At 49.0% G+C, this 22,565-nt stretch carries 17 protein-coding genes and 1 pseudogene; 10 read left to right on the plus strand and 8 right to left on the minus strand.

The window, feature by feature from the left end; translation table 11 throughout:
• Position 1 precedes the first annotated feature (1 nt).
• The 7 genes from sad to BZK41_RS08570 all read left to right on the plus strand — a co-directional run bounded on the left by sad (position 2) and on the right by BZK41_RS08570 (position 7,702).
• Positions 2-1,390 (plus strand): succinate-semialdehyde dehydrogenase, encoded by a 1,389-nt coding sequence (gene sad, locus BZK41_RS08540; RefSeq protein WP_079937870.1) that lies wholly within the window; start codon positions 2-4, stop codon positions 1,388-1,390.
• Positions 1,391-1,493: 103 nt separating this feature from the next.
• Positions 1,494-3,071: a methyl-accepting chemotaxis protein gene (locus BZK41_RS08545; RefSeq protein ID WP_079937871.1), complete on the plus strand. Its 1,578-nt coding sequence runs from the start codon at positions 1,494-1,496 to the stop codon at positions 3,069-3,071.
• Positions 3,072-3,133: 62 nt separating this feature from the next.
• Positions 3,134-4,060, plus strand: a complete 927-nt coding sequence (gene glsB / locus BZK41_RS08550) for a glutaminase B (RefSeq protein WP_079937872.1) — start codon at positions 3,134-3,136, stop codon at positions 4,058-4,060.
• On the plus strand, positions 4,060-4,419 hold the full coding sequence (locus BZK41_RS08555) for a DUF4186 domain-containing protein (RefSeq protein WP_079937873.1): 360 nt from the start codon (positions 4,060-4,062) through the stop codon (positions 4,417-4,419). Before glsB ends, BZK41_RS08555 begins: the two co-directional genes overlap by 1 nt.
• 80 nt (positions 4,420-4,499) lie before the next feature.
• Positions 4,500-5,027 carry a GNAT family N-acetyltransferase gene (locus BZK41_RS08560; RefSeq protein WP_079937874.1) on the plus strand — a complete coding sequence of 176 codons (528 nt, stop codon included), beginning with the start codon at positions 4,500-4,502 and terminating at the stop codon, positions 5,025-5,027.
• 106 nt (positions 5,028-5,133) lie between these two features.
• Positions 5,134-6,585 (plus strand): tagaturonate reductase, encoded by a 1,452-nt coding sequence (locus tag BZK41_RS08565; RefSeq protein ID WP_079937875.1) that lies wholly within the window; start codon positions 5,134-5,136, stop codon positions 6,583-6,585.
• Between the two features lie 202 nt (positions 6,586-6,787).
• Positions 6,788-7,702 carry a bestrophin family protein gene (locus BZK41_RS08570; protein ID WP_079937876.1) on the plus strand — a complete coding sequence of 305 codons (915 nt, stop codon included), beginning with the start codon at positions 6,788-6,790 and terminating at the stop codon, positions 7,700-7,702.
• Here BZK41_RS08570 and BZK41_RS08575 read toward each other — a convergent pair.
• Both BZK41_RS08575 and tam read right to left on the minus strand, forming a co-directional pair.
• Positions 7,699-8,076, minus strand: a complete 378-nt coding sequence (locus BZK41_RS08575) for a GFA family protein (protein ID WP_003032441.1) — start codon at positions 8,074-8,076, stop codon at positions 7,699-7,701. The two genes, BZK41_RS08570 and BZK41_RS08575, sit on opposite strands and share 4 nt — an antisense overlap.
• 132 nt (positions 8,077-8,208) lie before the next feature.
• Positions 8,209-8,967 (minus strand): trans-aconitate 2-methyltransferase, encoded by a 759-nt coding sequence (gene tam, locus BZK41_RS08580; RefSeq protein WP_079937877.1) that lies wholly within the window; start codon positions 8,965-8,967, stop codon positions 8,209-8,211.
• Between the two features lie 110 nt (positions 8,968-9,077).
• Between tam and BZK41_RS08585 the strand changes: the two genes are divergently transcribed.
• Positions 9,078-9,599 carry a GNAT family N-acetyltransferase gene (locus BZK41_RS08585; RefSeq protein WP_079937878.1) on the plus strand — a complete coding sequence of 174 codons (522 nt, stop codon included), beginning with the start codon at positions 9,078-9,080 and terminating at the stop codon, positions 9,597-9,599.
• A gap of 9 nt (positions 9,600-9,608) precedes the next feature.
• Here BZK41_RS08585 and BZK41_RS08590 read toward each other — a convergent pair whose 3' ends face one another.
• The 4 genes and pseudogenes from BZK41_RS08590 to BZK41_RS08605 all read right to left on the minus strand — a co-directional run bounded on the left by BZK41_RS08590 (position 9,609) and on the right by BZK41_RS08605 (position 13,778).
• Positions 9,609-10,445 carry a DMT family transporter gene (locus BZK41_RS08590; RefSeq protein ID WP_079937879.1) on the minus strand — a complete coding sequence of 279 codons (837 nt, stop codon included), beginning with the start codon at positions 10,443-10,445 and terminating at the stop codon, positions 9,609-9,611.
• A gap of 52 nt (positions 10,446-10,497) precedes the next feature.
• Positions 10,498-10,875, minus strand: coding sequence for a hypothetical protein (locus tag BZK41_RS08595; protein WP_079937880.1), 378 nt, complete (start codon positions 10,873-10,875; stop codon positions 10,498-10,500).
• Between the two features lie 317 nt (positions 10,876-11,192).
• A pseudogene (locus BZK41_RS08600) lies at positions 11,193-11,675 on the minus strand (GNAT family N-acetyltransferase).
• A 120-nt stretch (positions 11,676-11,795) separates the two neighbouring features.
• On the minus strand, positions 11,796-13,778 hold the full coding sequence (locus BZK41_RS08605; RefSeq protein WP_079937881.1) for an alkyl sulfatase dimerization domain-containing protein: 1,983 nt from the start codon (positions 13,776-13,778) through the stop codon (positions 11,796-11,798).
• 326 nt (positions 13,779-14,104) lie between these two features.
• Between BZK41_RS08605 and BZK41_RS08610 the strand changes: the two genes are divergently transcribed.
• Positions 14,105-14,419: a hypothetical protein gene (locus BZK41_RS08610; RefSeq protein WP_249417965.1), complete on the plus strand. Its 315-nt coding sequence runs from the start codon at positions 14,105-14,107 to the stop codon at positions 14,417-14,419.
• Positions 14,420-14,540: 121 nt separating this feature from the next.
• On the opposite strand, the gene BZK41_RS08615 is transcribed toward BZK41_RS08610, so the two are convergent.
• Both BZK41_RS08615 and BZK41_RS08620 read right to left on the minus strand, forming a co-directional pair.
• Positions 14,541-15,170, minus strand: a complete 630-nt coding sequence (locus BZK41_RS08615) for a winged helix-turn-helix transcriptional regulator (protein WP_079937883.1) — start codon at positions 15,168-15,170, stop codon at positions 14,541-14,543.
• A 239-nt stretch (positions 15,171-15,409) separates the two neighbouring features.
• Positions 15,410-16,597 carry an outer membrane protein transport protein gene (locus tag BZK41_RS08620; RefSeq protein ID WP_079937884.1) on the minus strand — a complete coding sequence of 396 codons (1,188 nt, stop codon included), beginning with the start codon at positions 16,595-16,597 and terminating at the stop codon, positions 15,410-15,412.
• A 633-nt stretch (positions 16,598-17,230) separates the two neighbouring features.
• Between BZK41_RS08620 and BZK41_RS08625 the strand changes: the two genes are divergently transcribed.
• The gene (locus BZK41_RS08625; RefSeq protein WP_079937885.1) at positions 17,231-22,564 is read left to right on the plus strand and encodes a peroxidase family protein; all 5,334 of its coding nucleotides are present in this window, start codon (positions 17,231-17,233) and stop codon (positions 22,562-22,564) included.
• Position 22,565 lies beyond the last annotated feature (1 nt).

The following is a 22,565-nucleotide window of genomic DNA, read 5'->3' on the forward strand; positions in this document are numbered from 1 at the left end:
TATGACTATCACAGCAGCAACACATGCGATTTCCGTTGACCCTGCCAGCGGTGAAAGGCTGACGGCGACACCGTGGGCCAGCGTGAAAGAGATTGATCATGCGCTGAACCTTGCGGCGAATGGCTATAGCGAATGGAAACGCACTTCCGTTGAGCACCGTGCGCAAACGCTACGCCATATCGGGCAGGCTCTGCGCCATCGTGCGGAAGAGATGGCGCAGTGTATCTCACGTGAAATGGGTAAACCCATTAAGCAGGCGCGTGCTGAAGTCGCCAAATCAGCTGCGTTGTGTGACTGGTACGCCGAGCATGGACCGGCGATGCTCAGTCCGGAACCCACGCTGGTGGAAAATAACCAGGCGGTGATTGAGTATCGTCCGGTAGGAACCATTCTGGCGATCATGCCGTGGAACTTCCCGCTCTGGCAGGTAATGCGAGGTGCCGTTCCGATTCTGTTGGCCGGAAATGGTTACCTGCTAAAGCATGCACCTAACGTAACCGGCTGTGCTGCAATTATTGCGCAGGTTTTCGCTGATGCTGGTGTACCCGCGGGGGTCTATGGGTGGGTGAATGCCGATAACGCCGGGGTCAGTCAGATGATCAATGACCCGCGTATTACGGCGGTAACGGTGACAGGCAGTGTACGTGCCGGTGCGGCGATTGGCGCCCAGGCGGGTGCCGCGCTGAAAAAATGTGTGCTTGAACTGGGCGGCTCCGACCCGTTTATTGTCCTCAATGATGCTGACCTCGATCTGGCCGTTAAGGCGGCGGTCGCCGGGCGTTATCAGAACACCGGGCAGGTTTGTGCGGCAGCCAAACGCTTTATTATCGAAGAAGGGATCGCGGCAGAATTTACTTCACGCTTTGTGGCCGCCGCAAGCGCGCTCAAAATGGGCGATCCGCTGAACGAAGAAAACGATCTGGGGCCGATGGCGCGATTTGATCTGCGTGATGAGTTGCACCAGCAGGTTGAAGCCACCCTTGCTGAAGGAGCGCGGTTACTTCTCGGCGGGGAAAAAATTGCCGGTCAGGGCAACTACTATGCCGTGACGGTACTGGGCGATGTCACCCCTGAAATGACGGCGTTCCGCCAGGAGCTGTTTGGTCCGGTGGCGGCAATTACCGTGGCGAAGAATGCGGAACATGCTTTAGCGCTGGCGAATGACAGTGATTTCGGCTTATCCGCCACGGTATTTACTGCTGATGAAGCACTGGCACAGAAGATGGCGTCACGCCTGGAGTGTGGTGGCGTATTTATCAATGGTTACAGCGCCAGCGATGCCCGCGTTGCGTTTGGTGGTGTGAAGAAAAGTGGTTTTGGCCGCGAGCTTTCGCACTTTGGCCTGCATGAGTTTTGTAACGTGCAGACCGTCTGGAAAAACCGCCTTTGATGGTGTAGGTGCCTCCGCTGGGGGCACCTGTCTTATTTCTGCAATTTTTCTGTCATTTACTCTCCGTACACTCGCGTCTAACGCTTTGATACAGAAGAGTAATATGAACATAACGCAAATTTTCCATCGTCTTTTACCCCGTCAGTTTGGTCTGTTAACCGGCATTTTTTGCATTATTGCGCTGTTCTCTGTTTTGCAGGTCGTGTCCTCCTTGATGCTCTCGGCCTCTGTCAGCGATGCGCAACATAATGAAGGGCGTAATCAACTCGCGCTTTTGCAGCAGGCAAAGGTTGATGAAGCGCGGGTGGCGTTATTATCTGCCAGCGATTTACTTAACCGGGCGGGGATTTATTTTATGCAGGATGCCGCCACCGGTTCAGATGGGAGTTGGCGTCCGTTAATGGAAGAGGCGTATCGGGCGCTGGCGCAGTCAAAAAGTGCATGGGATGCCTGGCGGGATCTGAAGCCGCAACCGGACCCGGATCTAACGAAGAGCTATCAGCGTTTTTATAGCGGTATTCAGGAGCAGGCGGACGGTCTGATGCAGTCAGGTTCCATTGATGCGTTTTTTGCCGTACCCGTGCAGGCCTTTCAGACAGACTTTAACGGTAATTACGCCCGCTTTCAGCAGGACAGTGGGCGACATGCGGAAGCTGGACGTCAGCAGCTGTTGACCAGTCTTGAGCGTTTACAGAATCTATTTTTGTTTATTCCTCTGGTGCTGGTGGTTATCGCCTTTCTGGTCTGGCGCAGTATGTTCCGTTGGGTGATTATGCCGCTGCGCCGGCTGATCGATCATATCGATATTTTAGCGGCCGGGGATCTGTCTCGTCCGGCCCCGCAGGTGAGTCAGTTTAATCGGGAAGTGGCGCAATTAAGTTCACGTATTGCTGCAATGCAGCAGGGGCTCTGTGCGCTGGTGCGGCAGGTGAATGATGCCACCACCGCAATGGTAGGAAATATCAACGAACTTGCGCAGAACAATAAACAGCTATACCAGCAGTCGGCAAAACAAAGTGAAGAGTTAAGTACTGTGACATCGCATATTTCGGTTCTGGAAACGCATGTTGAGGATAACAGTGGTTTTGCTGAACTGGCGAATCAACGCGCAGTGCAGGCGCGTGATATTGCGGCAGGCGGAGACCGAATGATGGCGACGGTAAATGCGTCAATGCAGGCGATTGTGACTCGCTCGTCTGAAATGCGAGGGATTACAACGCTCATTGACAACATTGCATTTCAGACAAATATCCTGGCTCTCAACGCGGCAATCGAGGCAGCGCATGCAGGGGAGCAAGGGCGCGGGTTTGCCGTGGTTGCGAAAGAAGTTGGACTGCTGGCGCGAAAAAGCGGTCAGTCTACGCAAAACATTCAGACACTGATTAAACACTCGTTACAGGGCATTGAAGAGGGCTTTCAGGCGGTTAACGGACTTGATAAGAATTTACAGCAGGTTATTTCGTTGGTGGAAAACCTCGGCGCGTTACTGAACGACATTTCGACTGCAACGTTAAATCAGGGGAACAGTATTCACCAGTTAACCCGTCAGCTTCATGTACTGAACGGCGAAGCCCGACAAACCAGTGACCTGGTAAATGCTGCATCTGATTCTTCCTTACAACTTCACCATGAATCTAATCAGCTTATGCAGGCCGTGGCCAGATTCCGCCTTCCGGCCTGACGTTGCGTATTCAGCTCTGTTATACTCGCAGGCCTTTCATACCTGCGAGCAAGGAGCATGTTGTGGCCAGGGCCATGGACAATTCAATTTTAGAGACCATTGTGCAGCAGGTTCGTCCGCTGATTGGTCAGGGTAAAGTCGCTGATTACATTCCTGCATTAGCTTCCGTCGATGGTTCAAAACTGGGTATTGCCATTTGCACCGTTGATGGACAGCACTATCAGGCGGGAGATGCGCAAGAACGTTTTTCTATTCAGTCGATTTCAAAGGTGCTCAGTCTGGTCGTGGCGATGCGTCATTATCAGGAAGAGGAGATCTGGCAGCGCGTAGGCAAAGATCCTTCTGGTCATCCTTTTAACTCCCTGGTACAGCTGGAAATGGAGCAGGGCATCCCTCGCAATCCCTTTATTAACGCCGGGGCGCTGGTGGTTTGCGATATGCTGCAAGGACGTCTGAGTGCACCGCGTCAACGGATGCTGGAAGTGGTGCGGGCGTTAAGCGGCGTTTCGGATATCGCCTATGACACGACGGTTGCACGATCAGAGTTTGAGCACTCGGCACGCAACGCTGCTATTGCCTGGCTGATGAAATCCTTCGGCAATTTTCACCATGACGTGACCACCGTTTTGCAAAATTACTTTCACTACTGCGCGCTGAAAATGAGCTGCGTGGAACTGGCACGAACCTTTGTCTTTTTAGCAAATCAAGGACATGCCTTTCATCTTACGGAGCCCGTGGTCACACCGATGCAGGCCAGGCAGATAAACGCACTGATGGCGACCAGCGGCATGTATCAGAACGCAGGGGAATTTGCCTGGCGGGTCGGACTTCCGGCGAAATCAGGCGTGGGTGGCGGAATCGTGGCGATAGTGCCACACGAGATGGCGATTGCTGTCTGGAGTCCGGAACTGGATCCGGCGGGAAATTCACTGGCCGGTATCGCCGTGCTGGAGCAATTAACACAACAGCTGGGGCGCTCGGTTTACTGATGAAAACGCTCGATCCTCTTTTTGCCAGGCTGGCGAAATCAACGTTTCGCTCGCGGTTTCGTCTTGGTCAGAAAGAAAGGCAGTATTGTCTGGATAAAGGTGCGCCTGTCATCGAGCAACATGCTGCGGATTTTATTGCTAAACGACTGGCACCGGCGTTTCCTGCCAATGATGGTAAACAGACTCCCATGCGGGGTCACCCGGTATTTATCGCTCAACATGCTACGGCGACGTGCTGTCGAGGGTGTCTGGCGAAATGGCATGATATACCTGAGGGCGTAACGTTAAACGATGAACAGCAACGTTACGTTGTCACGGTTATTTACCACTGGTTAGTGCTCCAAATGAATAAGCCATAGATAACTTTATCCTATGATATGCCCCCTTGTGTTACGTGATTGTTAAAAGCAGTATGAGGGGGTCAATCTAAGGAGAAACCATGGCTTCCGGCAAACCCTGCTTTGTGCTGAGCGCGGCACAGATTCTGTCGCGAATCGACGAACTCAGCGATGTTCTTGAACGGTGCGTCAATGACGGCGCCTCCATCAGTTTTATGCTGCCCTTTAATCGAGAAAAATCAGAGCCTTTCTGGATGAACATCGCGCAAAGTGTTTCTCGCGGAGAACGGATCGTTCTTGGTACGCAGAACGCGCAGGGGGCGCTTGTCGGTACCGTCCAACTCATTATCGATCAACCCGAAAATCAACCTCATCGCGCTGATGTCGCCAAACTGCTGGTTCACCCCTCAGCGCGACGCGGTGGCCTGGCCCGTGATTTGATGACCGAACTGGAAAATTGCGCGCGTCAACAAGGTAAAACGCTGCTGGTGCTTGATACGGCGACGGGCAGTGGCGCGGAGTTGTTCTACCACAATTGCGGGTGGAAAAAGATAGGGGTGATACCTGATTACGCCCAAATGCCCGATGGGACGCTGACCGGGACCACACTTTTCTATAAAACGCTCTAATTTGTCGCCGGGGATTGATCAAAACAGGGTTTCAATGTATTAAAGTTTGCTAACCTATTGGACCAATTCAATCAGGTTGTATGACTAATCATAAAGGGAACCCATTGTGCAAACACTAAATCGTCGCGATTTCCCCGGTGCTCAGTATCCTGAACGCATTATTCAGTTTGGTGAAGGAAACTTCCTGCGCGCCTTTGTAGACTGGCAGGTTGATCTGCTGAACGAACATACCGATCTGAACGCTGGTGTGGTCATTGTTCGTCCTATCGAAAGCACCTTCCCGCCATCGCTGAGTACGCAGGATGGCCTCTATACCACTATCATTCGTGGTTTGAATGAGAAGGGCGAGGTTGTTAGCGATGCCCGTCTAATTCGTTCAGTTAACCGTGAAATCAGCGTCTATAGCGAATACGATGAGTTCCTGAAACTGGCGCATAATCCTGATATGCGTTTTGTGTTCTCTAACACCACGGAAGCAGGTATCAGTTACCACGCGGGTGATAAGTTTGACGACGCGCCAGCGGTAAGTTTTCCGGCTAAACTGACGCGTCTGCTGTTCGAACGCTTCAGCTATTTTAACGGCGCATTGGATAAAGGCTGGATTATCATCCCTTGCGAACTGATTGATTACAACGGTGATGCACTGCGTGAACTGGTTCTGCGCTACGCTCAGGAATGGGCGTTGCCGGAAGCGTTTATTCAGTGGCTGGATCAGGCCAATGCATTTTGCTCCACGCTGGTGGACCGTATTGTTACCGGCTATCCGCGTGATGAGGTAGCTAAGCTCGAATCTGAACTGGGCTATCATGATGCTTTCCTCGACACCGCAGAACATTTCTATCTGTTTGTCATTCAGGGGCCGAAGTCATTAGCCGCAGAACTACGTCTGGATAAGTATCCGCTGAATGTCCTGATCGTGGATGACATCAAACCGTACAAAGAGCGCAAAGTGGCGATTCTCAACGGTGCTCACACCGCGCTGGTCCCTGTTGCATGGCAGGCAGGGTTGGACACAGTGGGCGAGGCGATGAATGACGCAGAAATTTGCGCCTTCGTGGAGAAAGCGATCTATGAAGAGATCATTCCGGTACTGGATTTACCACGTGATGAGTTAGCTTCTTTTGCCAGCGCGGTAACCGGTCGATTCTGCAACCCGTATATCAAGCATCAGCTGCTATCTATTGCCCTGAATGGCATGACCAAATTCCGCACCCGTATATTGCCGCAACTGCTGGCAGGGCAACAGGCTAGCGGTAAACTGCCGGCGCGTTTAACGTTTGCGCTTGCTGCGTTAATTGCTTTTTATCGTGGAGAGCGCAACGGTGAGTCTTATCCGGTTCAGGATGATGCGCACTGGATTGAACGTTTTCAACAGCTGTGGTCTCAGCATCGCGATCGCCAGATAAGCACCGAAGCGTTGGTCAAATCTGTACTGGGTGTTAAAGATCACTGGGAACAAGATCTGACGCAGGTTTCTGGACTGGTGGAACAGGTCTCTGCCGATCTGGAGACCATTCTGGCAAAAGGTATGCGTGAAGCCGTTAAACCACTGTGCTAAGACGACTACCGATGACCCGGCTCAGGCCGGGTTTTTTAGGATATTGATTAGTTACAACATACTATTTTTTATTAAATACGGAGCCATTCTGTAGCTCAAGTGCGGTATTGTTCTGGTTGTTTAGTTAATGTTGCGATTAACTTGCAACATTAATCGCGATCACGTCTAATGTGACGGATTTCACATTTTCCCGAAGATAACCATGATCGTTCGCCCCCAACAACACTGGATACGTCTGATATTCGTCTGGCACGGTTCCGTATTATCCAAAATATTTTCACGTCTGCTGCTGAACTTCCTGCTTTCCATTGCCGTTATTATCATGTTGCCCTGGTATACGATGCTGGGCATAAAATTTACCCTTGCGCCGTTCAGCATTCTCGGCGTGGCGATTGCGATCTTTTTAGGTTTTCGCAATAACGCCTGCTACTCACGTTATGTCGAAGCCCGACACCTGTGGGGGCAGTTGATGATTGCTTCCCGATCGCTTCTGCGTGAGGTAAAAACCACCTTACCGGACGATGCAGAACTGGGACAGTTTGTGCGTCTACAAATCGCATTTGCCCACTGTTTACGCATGACGTTACGTCGAAACCCACAGGCGGAGCCGTTGGCCAAATATCTCAGCGCGAAAGATCTGCAGACGGTATTTGCCGCACAATCCCCGGCAAACCGCATTTTGTTGCTGATGGGCGAGTGGCTGGCCGTACGCAGACGAGATGGACAGCTGTCCGATATATTATTTCATAGTTTAAACAACAGATTAAATGATATGTCGGCAGTACTGGCAGGTTGTGAGCGAATCGCGAATACACCAGTTCCGTTTGCTTATACTTTGATCCTTCATCGCACGGTGTACCTGTTTTGTATCATGCTGCCGTTCGCCTTAGTGGTGGATCTGCACTACATGACGCCGTTTATTTCAGTGCTTATTTCCTATACTTTTATCTCGCTCGATACGCTTGCGGAAGAACTTGAAGATCCGTTTGGTACTGAGAACAATGACCTGCCGCTGGATGCGATTTGCAATGCGATCGAAATCGATTTACTGCAAATGAACGATGAAACAAATGTGCCAGCAAAACAGATGCCGGATAAGCACTATCAACTCACTTAGCGCCGTTCGTTTTGCCACCACGCGGGTTGCATATCGGAAAACGAATGAAACTCCGGCGCAAGGTCTTCATCGTTAGGATCGTCAAAAGCGCCGGCTAAAAGCGCAATGACCGGGGCGTCATCGATGGCGCCCACCGAACTGCCGCACTGAGGGCAAAAGGCCCGACTGGTCGTTTCTGATGAGCGCCAGGTTGTCGGTTTTCCGGCTTTTCCCGTCCATTCTACATTTTCTGCATCAAACTCAATCCAGACGACAGTCGGGGCACCCGTATGTTTCCGGCATATATCGCAGGAGCAGGTATGGGAATTATTTGGACTGCTGGCTGTGAAACGGATCGAGCCACACAGACACCCACCAATGTAGACTTTAGACATAACAACCCCCCGTCAGAAACATGTTGCAAGACACTAGCAGATGCCAGACATAGCCACTAGATCCTTATGATAAAAAGGCGAGGGCGCGCATACTCGATAGGCCAGTCCTGTGATCTGTCTGATGATAAACGCTTAACTATTGCGCCTGGCAACAATAAACAATCGCGGAAATGCCAGTAAAATGTTGCCGTTCTCCTGCAATGGATATTGTTCCTGGAGCAGTTCATGGTAGCGAGCCAGGTAATGACGCTGCTCGCTTTCGCTTAAATCCTGCAACCAGGGGCGCAGACCCGTTGAGCTTACCCAGTCGATAATTGCCTGATGCGAATCCATAATGTGATAATAAGTTGTACGCCAGATATCCACATCACAACCCGCTTCGGTCAAAATATCATAGTAGGCGTGGACGCCAGGAAGCGGAGCACGTCCCCGATCTGGGTAATCTTGTTCATAAGCCACTTCGCGCATCAGTACATGCGTGGGCTCCAGCCAGTTATCCGGCATTTGCACGGCCAGAACACCGTTGTGACCCAGTAGTGAGACCAAATGTGGGAATAATTCATAGTGATCGGGCACCCACTGTAACGACGCATTTGCATAAAGCAGATCCACAGGATGCTCGGGCTGAAACTGGCTAATATCCGCTTCGATAAAATGGCAGTCAGGTAATGCGTTGCGTGCTTCATTCAGCATAGCAGGAGAGGAATCGACTCCTGTTGTTTTTGCCGTGGGCCAGCGCTGATGCAGCAATGCCGTACTGTTTCCCGGGCCACAACCAAGGTCAACAACTGAGCGGACATTTTCTAACGCCACACGACTGAGTAATTCCGCGGCGGGTCTTGAACGTTCAGTTTCATATTGCAGATAAAGCGAAGGGTTCCAGTCGGCCATGTATAAATCTCCAGTATGAGAGGAAAAGTCGGAAAAGGACGGTATAAGCCCTTGCCGATGAGCCACTTATTTTAGAAGATTATATGAAAATGAATGATAAGGGCAGGAATATGCTGGAAACATCAAGGTTGATATTACGACAGTGGGAAGCTAAAGACCGAGCCCCTTTCGCTGCACTCAATGCCGATTCTGACGTGATGCGTTTTTTCCCTGCACCGCTACAGACTGCTGAAAGCGATAACCTGGCCGATAGATTTAGTGAAGGTATTGCAGCTCGCGGCTGGGGATTTTGGGCCGTAGAGCTAAAAGAAACACACCAGTTTGTGGGCTGTGTGGGGTTGCATCCGCAACCTGATAAATTTCATTTTTCACCCTGCACCGAAATAGGCTGGCGTCTTGCTAAAGCATACTGGCACCAGGGTCTGGCGTTAGAAGCCGCACAAGCGAGCCTGGCATTTGCCTTTGACGTACTGGCGCTAAATGAAGTGGTTTCATTTACTTCTGTGCTGAATAAACCGTCAGAGAATCTGATGATACGACTTGGTATGAATAAAGCAGAAGAGTTTGTGCATCCCGCGTTGCCGTCAGATCATCGATTGGCACAACATGTTTTGTATCGCCTATGCCGATAATTTATCAGACTATTTTGGTCCTTTTCTCATATCAGAGAAAATAACTAAGCCAATTCCTGTCAAAATAATGACGCTTGCGAGAAGGATTCTGATGGTAAGCGTTTCGCCCAAAAATATGACCCCACCGAGAGTGGCCAGACAAGGTACGCTGAGTTGAATGGTACTGGCCGTTGTGGACCTGAGTAAGGGGAGCAATGAATACCAGAGCAGATATGCGCCTCCCGATGTAATTGCACCAGAAAGCACACCCAGAACTAATCCATATATATCAATATGAAGATGAGAGTGGAAGAACAGGGGAATAATCAAAGCGACCGGGATTGCCAGTATGAAATTCCCCCCGGTTGAGGCAGCAGCATCCGTGATTTTTTTCCCTGTGATACTGTAGAAAGCCCAGGCTAACCCAGCAATAACCATCATTATTGCGGCATAAAAGGAAGGGCGTTCTGCACCAGGAAGCAACAATATTGCTATTCCAGCCAATGCCCCGAGTATTCCTGTTATTTTTAAAATTACGAGTTTTTCTCCCTGAGCTATTCCCCATACCGTCATGACGAGCTGAACAGTACCAAAGAGCAGCAGGGCACCAGCGCCGGTGCTGAGAGAAACATAGGCAATGGAGAATGCAAAAACATAGATGCAAAGGAGCAGGGTATTTAACCACTTGAACTTAAATTTTCTGCTGTCAGATGTTATCGCAATAAATATAAAGAGGGCAATTGCGCCACTTATCAACCGGAGGCTGCTGAATGAAATAGCATCAGCATGCATCCCCTTCAACGCGAGTCGGCAAAGTACGGAGTTGCCGGCAAATGCGACCATTGCGATGATGATTCTGATGAGCAAGATGGCGTCCTTTAGTCGATACGATAATTAGCGCAAGATGCAGGTGTTGTCTTCAAAAACAGGCGTGTTGATTAATATAGTTGCCGACATCAACGACTCTATTCGTGTTGGGATCGACATTAAGAACGACAAAACGCATTTGCGGGCAGAACAGCTCCGCGCTTTTCTTACTGCATTCAGTTTGAAGCCATCGATGCTCACCATCGTCAGTGACAACCGTGTTTACGTTTCCGTACTCGCTGCACACAAAACCTTTTTCAGTTGCTCTTTTCCTTGCTGACTCAAGGCTCAGGCCAATAACATTTAGCTCCTGGATCTCTTTGGCGTGTGAGCTGTCAGAAACACGGGTTAATGTGCAGCCAGATAGCATAGAGGTAAAGAATACTAAGAGCGCGAAGCGTAGGATGGTTTTGCTTTTTTTGTTTTGCATTGTCCGATAGGTGCTCAATTTTATTACCGCTTATCGAAAAGTAAGTGATGCACCATGAACAGTATATAACGAACTGAATAACCAGTTGTAGTCGAGGTCATCATTCAAAACTGAGAAATGGCGCTTGAAAGGGTTTTAAGGCGTCATTATTGAACTGTACAAGGATGACCATAAAACATCAGATTCAGCCTCCATCTACCTGAGTACGCATAATGTATATTATGTTAAATACAATTTGATGCGCACTCAGTTGAGTTCCCATGTGGCCTCGTTCGGTCATTGGCCTCCTCTGCTCTGCTCATTAGTCGAATAGTCAATCATGAAAGCCTAAGGAACAGAGTTCGTTCCTGCAGCTGAGATGCTTTGAATCCGTGGTGAATATAAAAACGTTTAGCTTCGTCTGTGAGCGCATGCACCATAACGGAACGCACGCCAATTTTTTCTGCCACTTTGTAACACCGCAGTACCGCATCGTGAAGCAGATCGGCCCCTAACCTTTTTCCACGAACAGAAAGATCCACGGCCTATCTGGCAAGGATAATTACGGGGATTGGATCTGGCATGTTACGCCGAAGATTGTCTGTTGCTTCTGTGTGGTTGACGCTACCAGTAGCCAGTGAATCAAAGCCAGCAACTTGTCGCGTGTCTGTTTTGCAGACAACAAACGTCCTGGCTGCGCCGAGAGCCTGATTTTTTAGCCCTTTTTGCTTTAACCAATCATCGAGAACAATTTCTCCGCTGACAAATTCCGCCAATTGATGAATGTGAGTTAGCGGCTCAGGTGCAGTTACAAATCCCACTGTGGTCATAAGGCTTATGTATAGCAACTGCTATACAGTCTTTTTCAATTCAACGCCCTGATAATCAACAATAAAAAACCCGCCAGTGTTGGCGGGTTATGGCATGGTGTGTCTCAATAATTAAGGCGTTACCATGTTAAACCAGAAATCAAAGCTATCTAAATACCCGAGGAACTCATCAAGCTTGGCTTGATTGCCGGAAATTTGTACATCACCCTTCTCTTCTGCCTGTTTCAGCGATTCTTCCTTGAGAATGATTTTGTTCAACGTTGCACGGTTAAGTGTAATAGAGGCATCAGCATTGCTGGCCTGTGCATCAGCGCTATGGTTGAGAACCCCGTTTTCCAGTTCCAGTTTGTATTTACCGCCGTCAGCACCTAAATCGACGTTGAAGACTGCCTGCGCATTTGCCGCTTTTTCTCCGTTAATATGTACCGCGAGATAATCAAAGAACATCTCCGGCGACATGGCCTTAACGGTATCTGGGCTGGCGGTATTTGGCGTCGCGCCTTTTACCACACCGTTGCGTAATTCTTGTGCACCCGTCAGATAAAAATTACGCCATGGACCGGACTCAGCCTGGTAACCCATTTGCTCAAGGGCATCGGCTTCCAGATTACGAGCTTCTTTATTGCTCGGATCAGCAAAGACGATATTGTTAGTGACTTGCGCTACCCAACGGTAATTGCCCTGGGCGTAATCCGTTTTCGCTTTTTGCATGATTGCATCAGCGCCGCCCATATAATCGACATATTTCTTCGCGGCATCAACGGGCGGTAATTCATTCAGTGTTGCCGGATTACCGTTGAACCAGCCGAGGTAAAAGACATACGTTGCTTTCACATCATGGCTAACAGAACCATAGTATCCACGACTGGCCCATGATTTTTCCAGGCCAGACGGCAGTTTGAAGTTAGCGGCGATTTCGTCACGAGTCAGCCCCTTGTTAGCCATGCGCAGCGTCTGATCGTTAATGTAACGGTACATATCACGCTGACTTTTCATTAACTTCACCACATTTTCATTACCCCAGGTCGGCCAGTGATGCTGAGCAATAATAATGTTTGCCTTTCCACCCCAGCGGCCAATAACGTCATTGATATATTTTGACCATGCCAGCGGATCGCGGATCTTCGCACCACGTAGTGAATAGGTGTTATGTAGCGTATGGGTGACATCCTCTGCAGCTTCGATCATACCCTTCTCTTCTACATACCACAGCATTTCGGAAGGAGCTTCCGATCCCGGTGCCATCATGAAGTCATAGGTTAGGCCGTCTATAACTTCTTTCTGCCCGGTGTGGGTAATATAGTTAGTGGGTTCAATCAGCGTGACCGTACCGGCGGAGGTTGTCGTACCAAGCCCCGCACCGACCTGGCCTTTTGCATCTGGTTTCAACAGATTGCCATACATGTAACTAGCTCGGCGACTCATGGCGTTACCTGCCATAATATTTTCAGATACAGCTTCCTTCATAAAACCAGCCGGTGCATATACCTTCACTTTACCGGATTTCACATCTGCTTCATCAATCACACCGCGGACGCCACCGTAGTGGTCAACATGGCTGTGCGTATAAATGACGGCAACAACCGGTCTTTTACCGCGATTTTTATAATAAAGGTCCATTCCAACTTTCGCAGTTTCTGCCGATACCAGCGGATCAATGATCGTAATACCCTCTTTCCCTTCCATAATTGTCATATTCGAAAGATCAAGATTTCGGATTTGATATACGCCATCGGTGACCTGGAACAAGCCGCCAATATTGATCAGTTGCGACTGACGCCACAGGCTTGGGTTAACCGTGTCGGGGGCTTTTTCGCCCTCTTTGATAAAGGCATATTGTTGAGGGTCCCAAACAACATTTCCTTGCTTCCCTTTAATCAATTCACTGGGAAGCGGAGCAATAAAACCTTTATGTGCGTTCATAAAATCAGTTTTATCAGTAAATGGCAATTGACCATATAAGGCGTCATTCACACTTTTGGTCTGAGCAGTCGCATCTTTTGCCCCTTCCTGTGCCATTACAGGTAGTGAAATTAATGATGTTGAACACACACCTGCTACAGCCAGATAACTCATTAGTTTATTTAGTTTCATAAATCCTCATCTAATAATATATTCTCAAGAAGAAAGAAACCCTGCTTCTCTGATCGTTGATAATTTTCGCAAAACTGTATTTATCAGGTTGCCATGATTCAATGTTCATAGGCTAACATGACATTGTTAAACCAGATGATGAAATAACATTTAATTTTAAATTTTCTTTTGTTTTTATTTAAACAAAACATTAGTAGACACCTGACTGTTTAAAAAGATAATGATTGGCATTCATTTTCTTTAGAACACAAAATATGCGCACTCTCTATCTACTTCTCATCACTGGGATACTTGCTGGCTGTAATACGTCTCCCCCAGAGAATGTTGTGAAAATCAATAAAATGGTAATCCCTGTTGTTCAGGCACAACCCGAGTCAAAATCAACTCGTGACTCGGCATCCCTGTCCTTATATCAGGAAAATAAACAGCAAATTGAAAACGTCGTGAGTTCGTTAAAAAATGAGTATCTTCATAAAGTTAAACCAAGAGAGATGTTTGACGTTCATAGTCAGGCATACCAGGTTTATGCTTCTTTAACAAAGCTCGAACAAATGCAACAGATGAACAATTTTTATTATAAGGAGCATAATCAAGCAGGACTGTTAAGCATCAATCAGTCCGTGAACTCTCTTATCGAATAACAAAAAAAACTCCTCAGAGAATGATGAGGAGGATTTTCTTACGATTGATATATAACGTGTCGCTACAATAGGGCATTAAAGTTATGTTGATAATCGATTTATAACTTGTTTGTGGGTTTATTTAAAATCGCTCAGGCATTTTATTGATGGAAGTAAGATACCCTCCGCGCTCAAAATCAATATAACCCCCTTTTTTTAACGCAGATACAACATTTAAAACACTGCTGCGCGATAAGTGGGTCCGATCCTGAATATAATCCAAAATAGAGACTCGCGTGCGCGTCTCTTCCGGCAACAAAATCATCTCTTCGAGGTGGTTACGAATCACTGAATAAGTACGCTGCTGTACAACTAAATCATCACGATAAAAGAGATAGCCCGTATGATATGAAAGCACAGCCGCCGCATCTTCCCACAGGTTTTGTTGGTGAAAGAGTTCTCGTGCTTTATCGGCATCGACGCGTAATAAGGTTGACTCAGCTTCAGCGCGCAATAAATGGCCGTGTACCGGTTGGATCATTTCGGCAATACCGAACAGATGGGGTTCATAGACGGTCACGATTAACAAACCATCAGAAGAACGTAAAATGGACAGTTCCCCTTGCAAAAAAAGGTAGAGTTGAGGCTTATTCTTGTATTTCCACATGATACGCCGCCGCGGCACAACTTTCAGCTTTTCTGCAATAGGTTCAAGTACTTGCATTAAACGTTGTATGCTTTGTTCTGGGCGTACCGGAGGTGAAATTTGCATAATCAAACCTGTATTATTTTGATTGAGACAACAATATGCTTTTACCTATATTCCATGAAGGTAGTACAGATTCATATTAAAACCATAAATTGCTCAATAATAAAAGTACAAATTTATTTTTATTTAAACCAGCGTGTATGATAAGACCACCAGCAGATGGTCACCAGACACTGTCGGATAGATAATCCGCCATGGTGACTATTAACAATGCGTGAAATATCAAATCGGGAATAGTGGCGCTAGAATTGATAGCTGTAGTTGACGCTGGCAAACCATAACCACGGGTTTTTATACTGGCCTGCAAAGATATCAGATTTAACGTTGGACGACTGCATGTGCAAATACTCAACGACAACGCCAATATTGCTGGCTGGTGTAATCTGGTACTGTGCACCGGTGGCAAGTCGCCATTCATCGCCGGTCGGCATCGAAAGTGCTACATCACTTTGCGATTTGTACGGTGAACTGTCATAGGCAATACCGGCATTAATGCGCCACTGCTCATCGGGATGATATTGTACGCCCAGCGCGGTATGCCATGTATCTTTCAGACGATTATCACGATCGCTTTGCTGACCATTTATTGTAATCTGCGGGCTGCCAAACTGACTCCAGTCCTGCCAGCCTAGATCACCCATCACTGACCACTGCCTGTTGATATCGTGAACCAGACTAAACATTACCTGCTGCGGAGCACGGACTTGTGTGGAGATCGGCAGGTCATATCCAATATTGGGTAAATTAGGGAAACGCGCTGTCCCGTCAATATTAAAATGATAATCAGTCTTGCTGGTCCAGGTTACGCCCGCCCGTGTATTGTCAGTTAAGTCCATTAATAAGCCAAGGTGGTAATTCATCGCCCAATCATGATCGCTTTGTTTTTCATCGTGGCCGTCGACATCTCTGCTTAGCGACAGAAAACCATAGTTTAGCCCTGCAGCTGCGCCAACCGACACCTTATCACTTAGTTTCCATGCAACGCCGGGACTCAGCGTCATCGCAACCATGGTACTTTGTTTAATTAACCGATCCCCTGCCCAGTTGCCAAAGTCGATACCTAACCCATAGTTGCCGTACAAACCCAAACCGGCAGAAACGGTATCACTCAGCCGTTGCGTATAAAACATGCTGGCATTGGGGAAAAGTGTCATTACATTGCCAGGGCTTTGTCTTCCATCTGTCGTATTATTCAGCGTATAGGGAATATCTCCGCCCATCGCCTGTAATCCTCCGGTGACCATATGGTCAGGTAAACGAGTCATCCCCGCTGGGTTCGTTAACAGCGTAGAGGCATCCTGAGCACGAGCGGCCTGCCCTGCACCAGCCAGTGCGGTATCCTCCGTTCCGACTTCATAGAAGTAGAGCGCGCTGGCGTGACCGACTGACGAAAAAATCATCCCGGAGAGAAAAATTATATTTTTTTTCATTGCATTACCTGTTTGGAGGGGGGCGTTCTTTACTAAACGTAGGGTCAGCTATCACACTGTATTGATTTATGCTAATAGCATAATCAGGCATCAGGAATGATGTCGTGTTAAATTTCATCCAATATTAAATTTTATAATTCAACACAATGACATCTTAAAAGTCGACTTAATGAGAATTCTTCTTAATAAGCGATTTGACATAAATTCTAATGTAAAGAAATGAAAATTTAATCTTTTCATAATAAAGTATGAGTGAAGTCGCCAACGGAAAAACCATAGTTATGATCATCACATAACTGTAATATGCGTTTTAAAAAGTAAAACCTTTACAGCCTTGAGGAGACCTTGTCTTCTCAAAACTTCGTGTCTCAAATATGCCTGTGATTTCAATGGGGCACGATGATTATTAACCACTAAAACCTAATATATAAGTGAGGTGAATATCTTATTGTGCTAACTAAATCTCAGGAGAATAACTCTAATCAGGTCATGGATACTTCATTTCTAAAATATGGAATTTTAATCATGCAATAACAATCAGGTATCTGATACGACTCATTCTTCTGTCAGTTTCTGTAAGCAGAAGAAAAGAGTGATGATAGCTAATACAGGTAAAGATAGGGGTAATGACTTATGGCCTCACAATATGACTTTACTGTCACTCTACACGATCTTGCTTTTATTCTTAAGCAGATCAAAATATCCGAAGCGGCAACTAACCCGGATGGTAGCGTTAATGCTGAATTGCTTAGAGAATTAGTCTCCAGTCCGCTATTGCCCTATGGACTTCGTACGGTAGATGGTTCATGGAATAACCTTCTACCGGGCCAGGAGTTATACGGATCTGCTGACCAGTCAATGCCGAGATTGACCGCATTAAACTGGCAAGATGCAGACCAAATGACCAGTTATATCCAAATTGGTGGCACCGTTATTGATGCCGACCCACGTATTATTAGTAACTTAATTTCTGATCAAACGGCGTCTAACCCGGCCGCACTGGAGGTATTTAACGCGTTAAAAGATGCACCCGGCGGGGGGACTATTACAGGAGACGGAGAAACGTTATCCATTCCTAACCAGTCTCCCGATATCGGTCTCTCCCCTGCTTTTAACGGCTGGATGACCTTCTTTGGCCAGTTTTTTGACCACGGTCTGGATTTGATTCCCAAAGGAGGCAACGGTATCGTTTTCATTCCGCTACAGCCCGATGACCCTTTATATGTGGAAGGGTCATCGACAAACTTTATGCTATTAACCCGGGCAACGGTGGATGAAAATCGAGAGACAGTAAACCTGACAACCCCCTTCATCGACCAAAACCAAACCTACACCTCCCATCCTTCACATCAGATTTTCATCCGCGAATACGTCATTATTGATGGGAAACCTGAGCCTACAGGGAATTTATTAGGCGGTGCGAACGGTGGACTGGCGACCTGGGCCGACGTTAAAAACCAGGCTGAAACTCTGCTGGGTATTAAACTCACCGATCAGGACGTATTTAATGTTCCCCTGCTGGCAACGGATCGCTACGGTAATTTGATTTTAAGTGAAAACGGAAAGGTACAGATTGTGACCACCGGAGGGCTGGTTGAAGCCAACGGCGGTCTGTTACCCCCGGAGACGTTCCGTACCGGTCATGCGTTTTTGGATGACATCGCTCATACCGCCGCGCCAAAAGCAGGTCTGCTGGCAGATGATGACAGCGCCATCGGCAGCGAAGGACCGCAACCGGCAGGAACCTATGATAACGAACTGCTCGATCGTCACTTTATTACCGGTGACGGGCGCGGGAACGAAAATATAGGTTTAACCGCGGTGCACGCCGTTTTTCACAGCGAACATAACCGCCTGGTTGAACAGTATAAAACCACTCTACTGGAAACCGGCGATATCGACCTCATTAATCAGTGGTTGATGCCCAACCATCAAATCACGGAATTACCTGCCGATACCAATACTCTGGTATGGAACGGCGAGTACCTATTCCAGGCAGGCCGCTTCTCCACGGAAATGCAATATCAGCACCTCGTATTCGAGGAGTTTGCCCGTACCGTACAACCTGCCGTCGATCCGTTTGTCTTCTCCAACACGGCGGATATTAACCCGCTGATCTTTGCAGAGTTTGCGCATGTTGTTTACCGTTTTGGGCATTCAATGCTGACAGAAACCGTGGCGCGTACCGACATTGATATGCAAAGCGGTGATATTGACCTGATTTCAGCATTCCTGAATCCAGTAGCATTCAATCAAATCAACGGGGCCACCGTCACGGACGATCAGGCTATTGGCGCAATTGTGCGTGGTATGACGCGTCAGGTGGGTAACGAAATTGATGAATTTATTACCGATGCTCTGCGTAATAATCTCATCGGCCTGCCCCTCGATTTAGGTGCGCTTAATATAGCCCGTGGCCGTGATACCGCAATGCCGACGCTGAACCAGGCTCGCGAGCAGTTTTTTGCATTAAGCGGTGATAGTCAACTGAAGCCTTATACCAGTTGGGCTGACTTCACTACCTATCTGAAAAATCCCGCTTCAATCATTAACTTTATGGCCGCCTATGGCCAGCACGAACTGATCCTCAACGCCACCAGCCTCGAAGGTAAGCGTGCAGCGGTTAACTTCCTGTTGTTTGGCGACGCCAGCAATGCCCCACCTGCGGATGCGATGGATTTCTTTAACAGTACCGGAGCGTGGGCAACCAAAGAGACCGGCCTGAATATGGTCGATTTCTGGATTGGCGGGCTGGCAGAGCGCAAAAATGAATTTGGCGGCATGCTCGGTTCAACCTTCAACTTCGTCTTTGAAACGCAAATGGAAATGCTTCAGGACGGCGATCGTTTCTACTATCTGAGCCGCGTTCAGGGGCTGAACTTACTCAATGAGCTGGAGGCCAACTCGTTTTCCGCGCTGGTAATGCGTAACAGCGATCTTGGTGATGAAGGCTCCTCCCACCTGCCCGCTAACCTGTTCCAGACACCGGACCATATTTTTGAAGTGAACCGCGTGCTGCAAACGGAAATTGACCCGAAATGGGGTAATCCGCTGAAGGATCTGCTCTCGCCGTTGTTGGTGCGTCGCGACCCAGGTGCGGATGTTGACGGCGATAGTTTTGCCGATGGTGGGTATCTGAAATATACCGGCGATGGGCATGTGGTGCTTGGAGGGACGGCAGGCAACGATACGTTAATCGGCGGTAAAGGGATCGACAGTCTGTGGGGCGATGGCGGAGATGACCGACTTGACGGCGGCGACGAAGCAGATGTGGTCCATGGCGGTGACGGTGATGACATTATTACCGATACCGGTACGCCTGTGGGTGATGCGGACTTCCTGCACGGTGATGCCGGACATGACGTTATCTTCTCCGGTAACGGAAACGATCTGGTCTTTGGTGGCAGCGGTAGCGACTTCGTGGTGGTCGGCGAAGATGCGCAGGAGGTCTTCTCGGGTCAGGATAACGACTTTGCGCTTGGTGGCTCGGGTGGTGATTTCCTGATGGGCAACGAAGGCGATGACTGGCTGGAAGGCGGCGACGGGTTTGACACGCTGGCGGGTGACAACTCCGAGTTGTTCTTCAACAGTACCATTATCGGTCACGATGTCCTCAACGGTCAGGGTAACGACACCGACTACGATGGCGAAGCCGGTGACGACATCATGGTTCAGGGCGCGGGGATCCAGCGCAATAATGGCATGGCCGGTTTCGACTGGGCTATCCATAAAGGCGACCCAAATGGCGCTAACTCTGACCTTGGGATCCCTATTTTCGTCAACCAGCAGGAGTTTATTCTACGCGACCGTTTTGATCTTGTTGAAGGGCTGTCGGGCTGGAAATACGACGATATCCTGACCGGAACAGAACAGCCGATAGGTACTGCGCCTGTTCAGGGCGTTCCCCTCTCTAACAACCTGACCCAGGAAGGTGCGGACCGGATCAACGGTTTACAGGCTATTCTCGGCGTAGAGCGTTCTACAAATCCGGACGCGGTGCTACTAAACCCTGATGATGGTAGCGATATTTTACTCGGCGGTGGTGGTAGCGACCGCATTATGGGTAAAGCCGGTAACGATATCATTGATGGTGATGCATGGCTCAACGTTCGTATTGCCGTTACAGGTATGGCGGGACTCACCAGCGCCGAAGGTATGGCCGAACTGAAATCGTACATGCTGGCCGGCACGCTGAAACCGAATCAGCTATCGATTGTGCGAGAAATCCTGCATGAAGGTAACGGCACGGAAACTGACGTCGCGGTGTACCGTGATGTTAGCAGCAACTATGTCTTTACCCGTATGGCGGACGGTAGCCTGCGCGTCGATCACGCTACGCCGGATGCCGCGCTGAACCTGAATGATGGCATTGACCGTCTGTTGAACATCGAAAAACTGGAGTTTGGCGATGGGAAGCAGCTGTGGGTGACGGCGCAGCAAGCGACGGGCGATCTTACCATCAGCAATCCTAACCCTTCGGTGGGCGACCTGCTGCGCGTCAACGCGGCGAACTTGCTGGATGGTAACGGGCTGGCGGCAGATGTGGCCATCACCATGACCTGGCAAGCATTCGTCAACGGCCAATGGCGAGATCAGGCAACAGGCCTTGAATTCAGAGTGCCTGCCGCTATTCAGGGTGCACCGTTGCGTGTAGTAGCCAGTTTTAATGACCGCATGGGCGACGCTGAAACCCTGGTGTCGGCACAAACTCAGGCGATCCTACCGCGAAATCAGGCCACGACCGGTGTGCCGGTAATTAACGACCTCACCCCAACTGAAAGCCTGACGCTGACCGCGGTGGTTTCAGGCATTGCTGACGCTGATGGTCTGAGCGGCGGTAATTTCACTTATCAATGGAGAATGAGTTCGCCAATCGGATTCGTCAATATTAACGGCGCGACATCCGCTACGTATACGCCGGGCCAGGCTATGGTCGGCAGAACATTGCAGGTGGTCGTTACTGTCGTCGACGATGAAGGCAATCCCCCTGTTGTCCTGACGTCGACCACCACCCAACCCGTGGGCGATCTGATTGTTGGTACCAACGGGGCTAACACCCTCGTCGGTACTGCCTGGAGCGATATCCTGCGCGGTGAAGGGGGTAATGACACCTTACTCGGCGGTGCAGGTGACGATCTGCTCATCGGCGGTGCGGGAAACGACAACCTCTCTGGTCAGGCTGGGCAAGATATTCTGCAAGGTGATGCCGGTAATGACACGCTTGATGGTGGGCTTGGTGCCGACAGTATGACCGGCGGCGCGGGCGATGATACCTACATCGTTGATGATTTCGGTGATGTAGTTATCGAAGGTGTGAATGGCGGCACGGACATTGTCCGAACCAACCTTAGCAGTTACGACCTCACCAATAACGTGGAAGAACTGGTATTTACCGGTAGCGGCAGCTTTATCGGTACCGGTAATGCCATTGCGAATACCATTACGGGCGGTTCTGGTAACGACTATCTGTTTGGTATGGGCGGTAACGACCAGTTGTTTGGTGGTATCGGGAATGACTTCCTCGATGGCGGAGATGGCGCTGATAACCTGCAAGGTGGAGTTGGCAACGACGTCATGATTGGCGGTGCGGGTGCGGATACCCTCTCCGGCGGTAGCGGGGACGATATTCTCAATGGTCAGGAAGGTAACGACATTCTGGACGGTGGTGCCGGGAGCGATATCTTCGCCTTTGGCGCCAACTTTGGGCAGGACCGAATTAACGGTTTTGACAGTAACCCCAACGGCGGGCAGGACTTCCTTGATCTCGTCTTGTTAGGTATCAACGCGGGTAACTTTGCCAGCAGCGTGTCTATCACCGGAAACAATGGCAACACCATTGTGACTATCGGTACAGATACCATCACATTGGTGGGCGTCAATTCGACCACCGTGAATATTGGTGACTTTTATCTGGAAATGCCCACCACCCTTGCCAGCAACAATGGCAATAGTTCATTGATCGTATAAG

The sequence above is a fragment of the Citrobacter sp. A316 genome, from assembly GCF_002042945.1.
GTDB classification, from domain to species: domain Bacteria; phylum Pseudomonadota; class Gammaproteobacteria; order Enterobacterales; family Enterobacteriaceae; genus Citrobacter; species Citrobacter portucalensis.

Bases quoted from the DNA above. Each gene is read 5' to 3' on its own strand.
- BZK41_RS08605 (WP_079937881.1), bottom strand. From the start codon at position 13,778: ATGAAACTAAATAAACTAATGAGTTATCTGGCTGTAGCAGGTGTGTGT.
- BZK41_RS08620 (WP_079937884.1), bottom strand. From the start codon at position 16,597: ATGAAAAAAAATATAATTTTTCTCTCCGGGATGATTTTTTCGTCAGTC.
- BZK41_RS08625 (WP_079937885.1), top strand. From the start codon at position 17,231: ATGGCCTCACAATATGACTTTACTGTCACTCTACACGATCTTGCTTTT.
- BZK41_RS08570 (WP_079937876.1), top strand. From the start codon at position 6,788: ATGATCGTTCGCCCCCAACAACACTGGATACGTCTGATATTCGTCTGG.
- BZK41_RS08560 (WP_079937874.1), top strand. From the start codon at position 4,500: ATGGCTTCCGGCAAACCCTGCTTTGTGCTGAGCGCGGCACAGATTCTG.
- BZK41_RS08615 (WP_079937883.1), bottom strand. From the start codon at position 15,170: ATGCAAATTTCACCTCCGGTACGCCCAGAACAAAGCATACAACGTTTA.
- BZK41_RS08555 (WP_079937873.1), top strand. From the start codon at position 4,060: ATGAAAACGCTCGATCCTCTTTTTGCCAGGCTGGCGAAATCAACGTTT.
- BZK41_RS08545 (WP_079937871.1), top strand. From the start codon at position 1,494: ATGAACATAACGCAAATTTTCCATCGTCTTTTACCCCGTCAGTTTGGT.
- BZK41_RS08575 (WP_003032441.1), bottom strand. From the start codon at position 8,076: ATGTCTAAAGTCTACATTGGTGGGTGTCTGTGTGGCTCGATCCGTTTC.
- BZK41_RS08585 (WP_079937878.1), top strand. From the start codon at position 9,078: ATGCTGGAAACATCAAGGTTGATATTACGACAGTGGGAAGCTAAAGAC.
- BZK41_RS08595 (WP_079937880.1), bottom strand. From the start codon at position 10,875: ATGCAAAACAAAAAAAGCAAAACCATCCTACGCTTCGCGCTCTTAGTA.
- tam (WP_079937877.1), bottom strand. From the start codon at position 8,967: ATGGCCGACTGGAACCCTTCGCTTTATCTGCAATATGAAACTGAACGT.
- sad (WP_079937870.1), top strand. From the start codon at position 2: ATGACTATCACAGCAGCAACACATGCGATTTCCGTTGACCCTGCCAGC.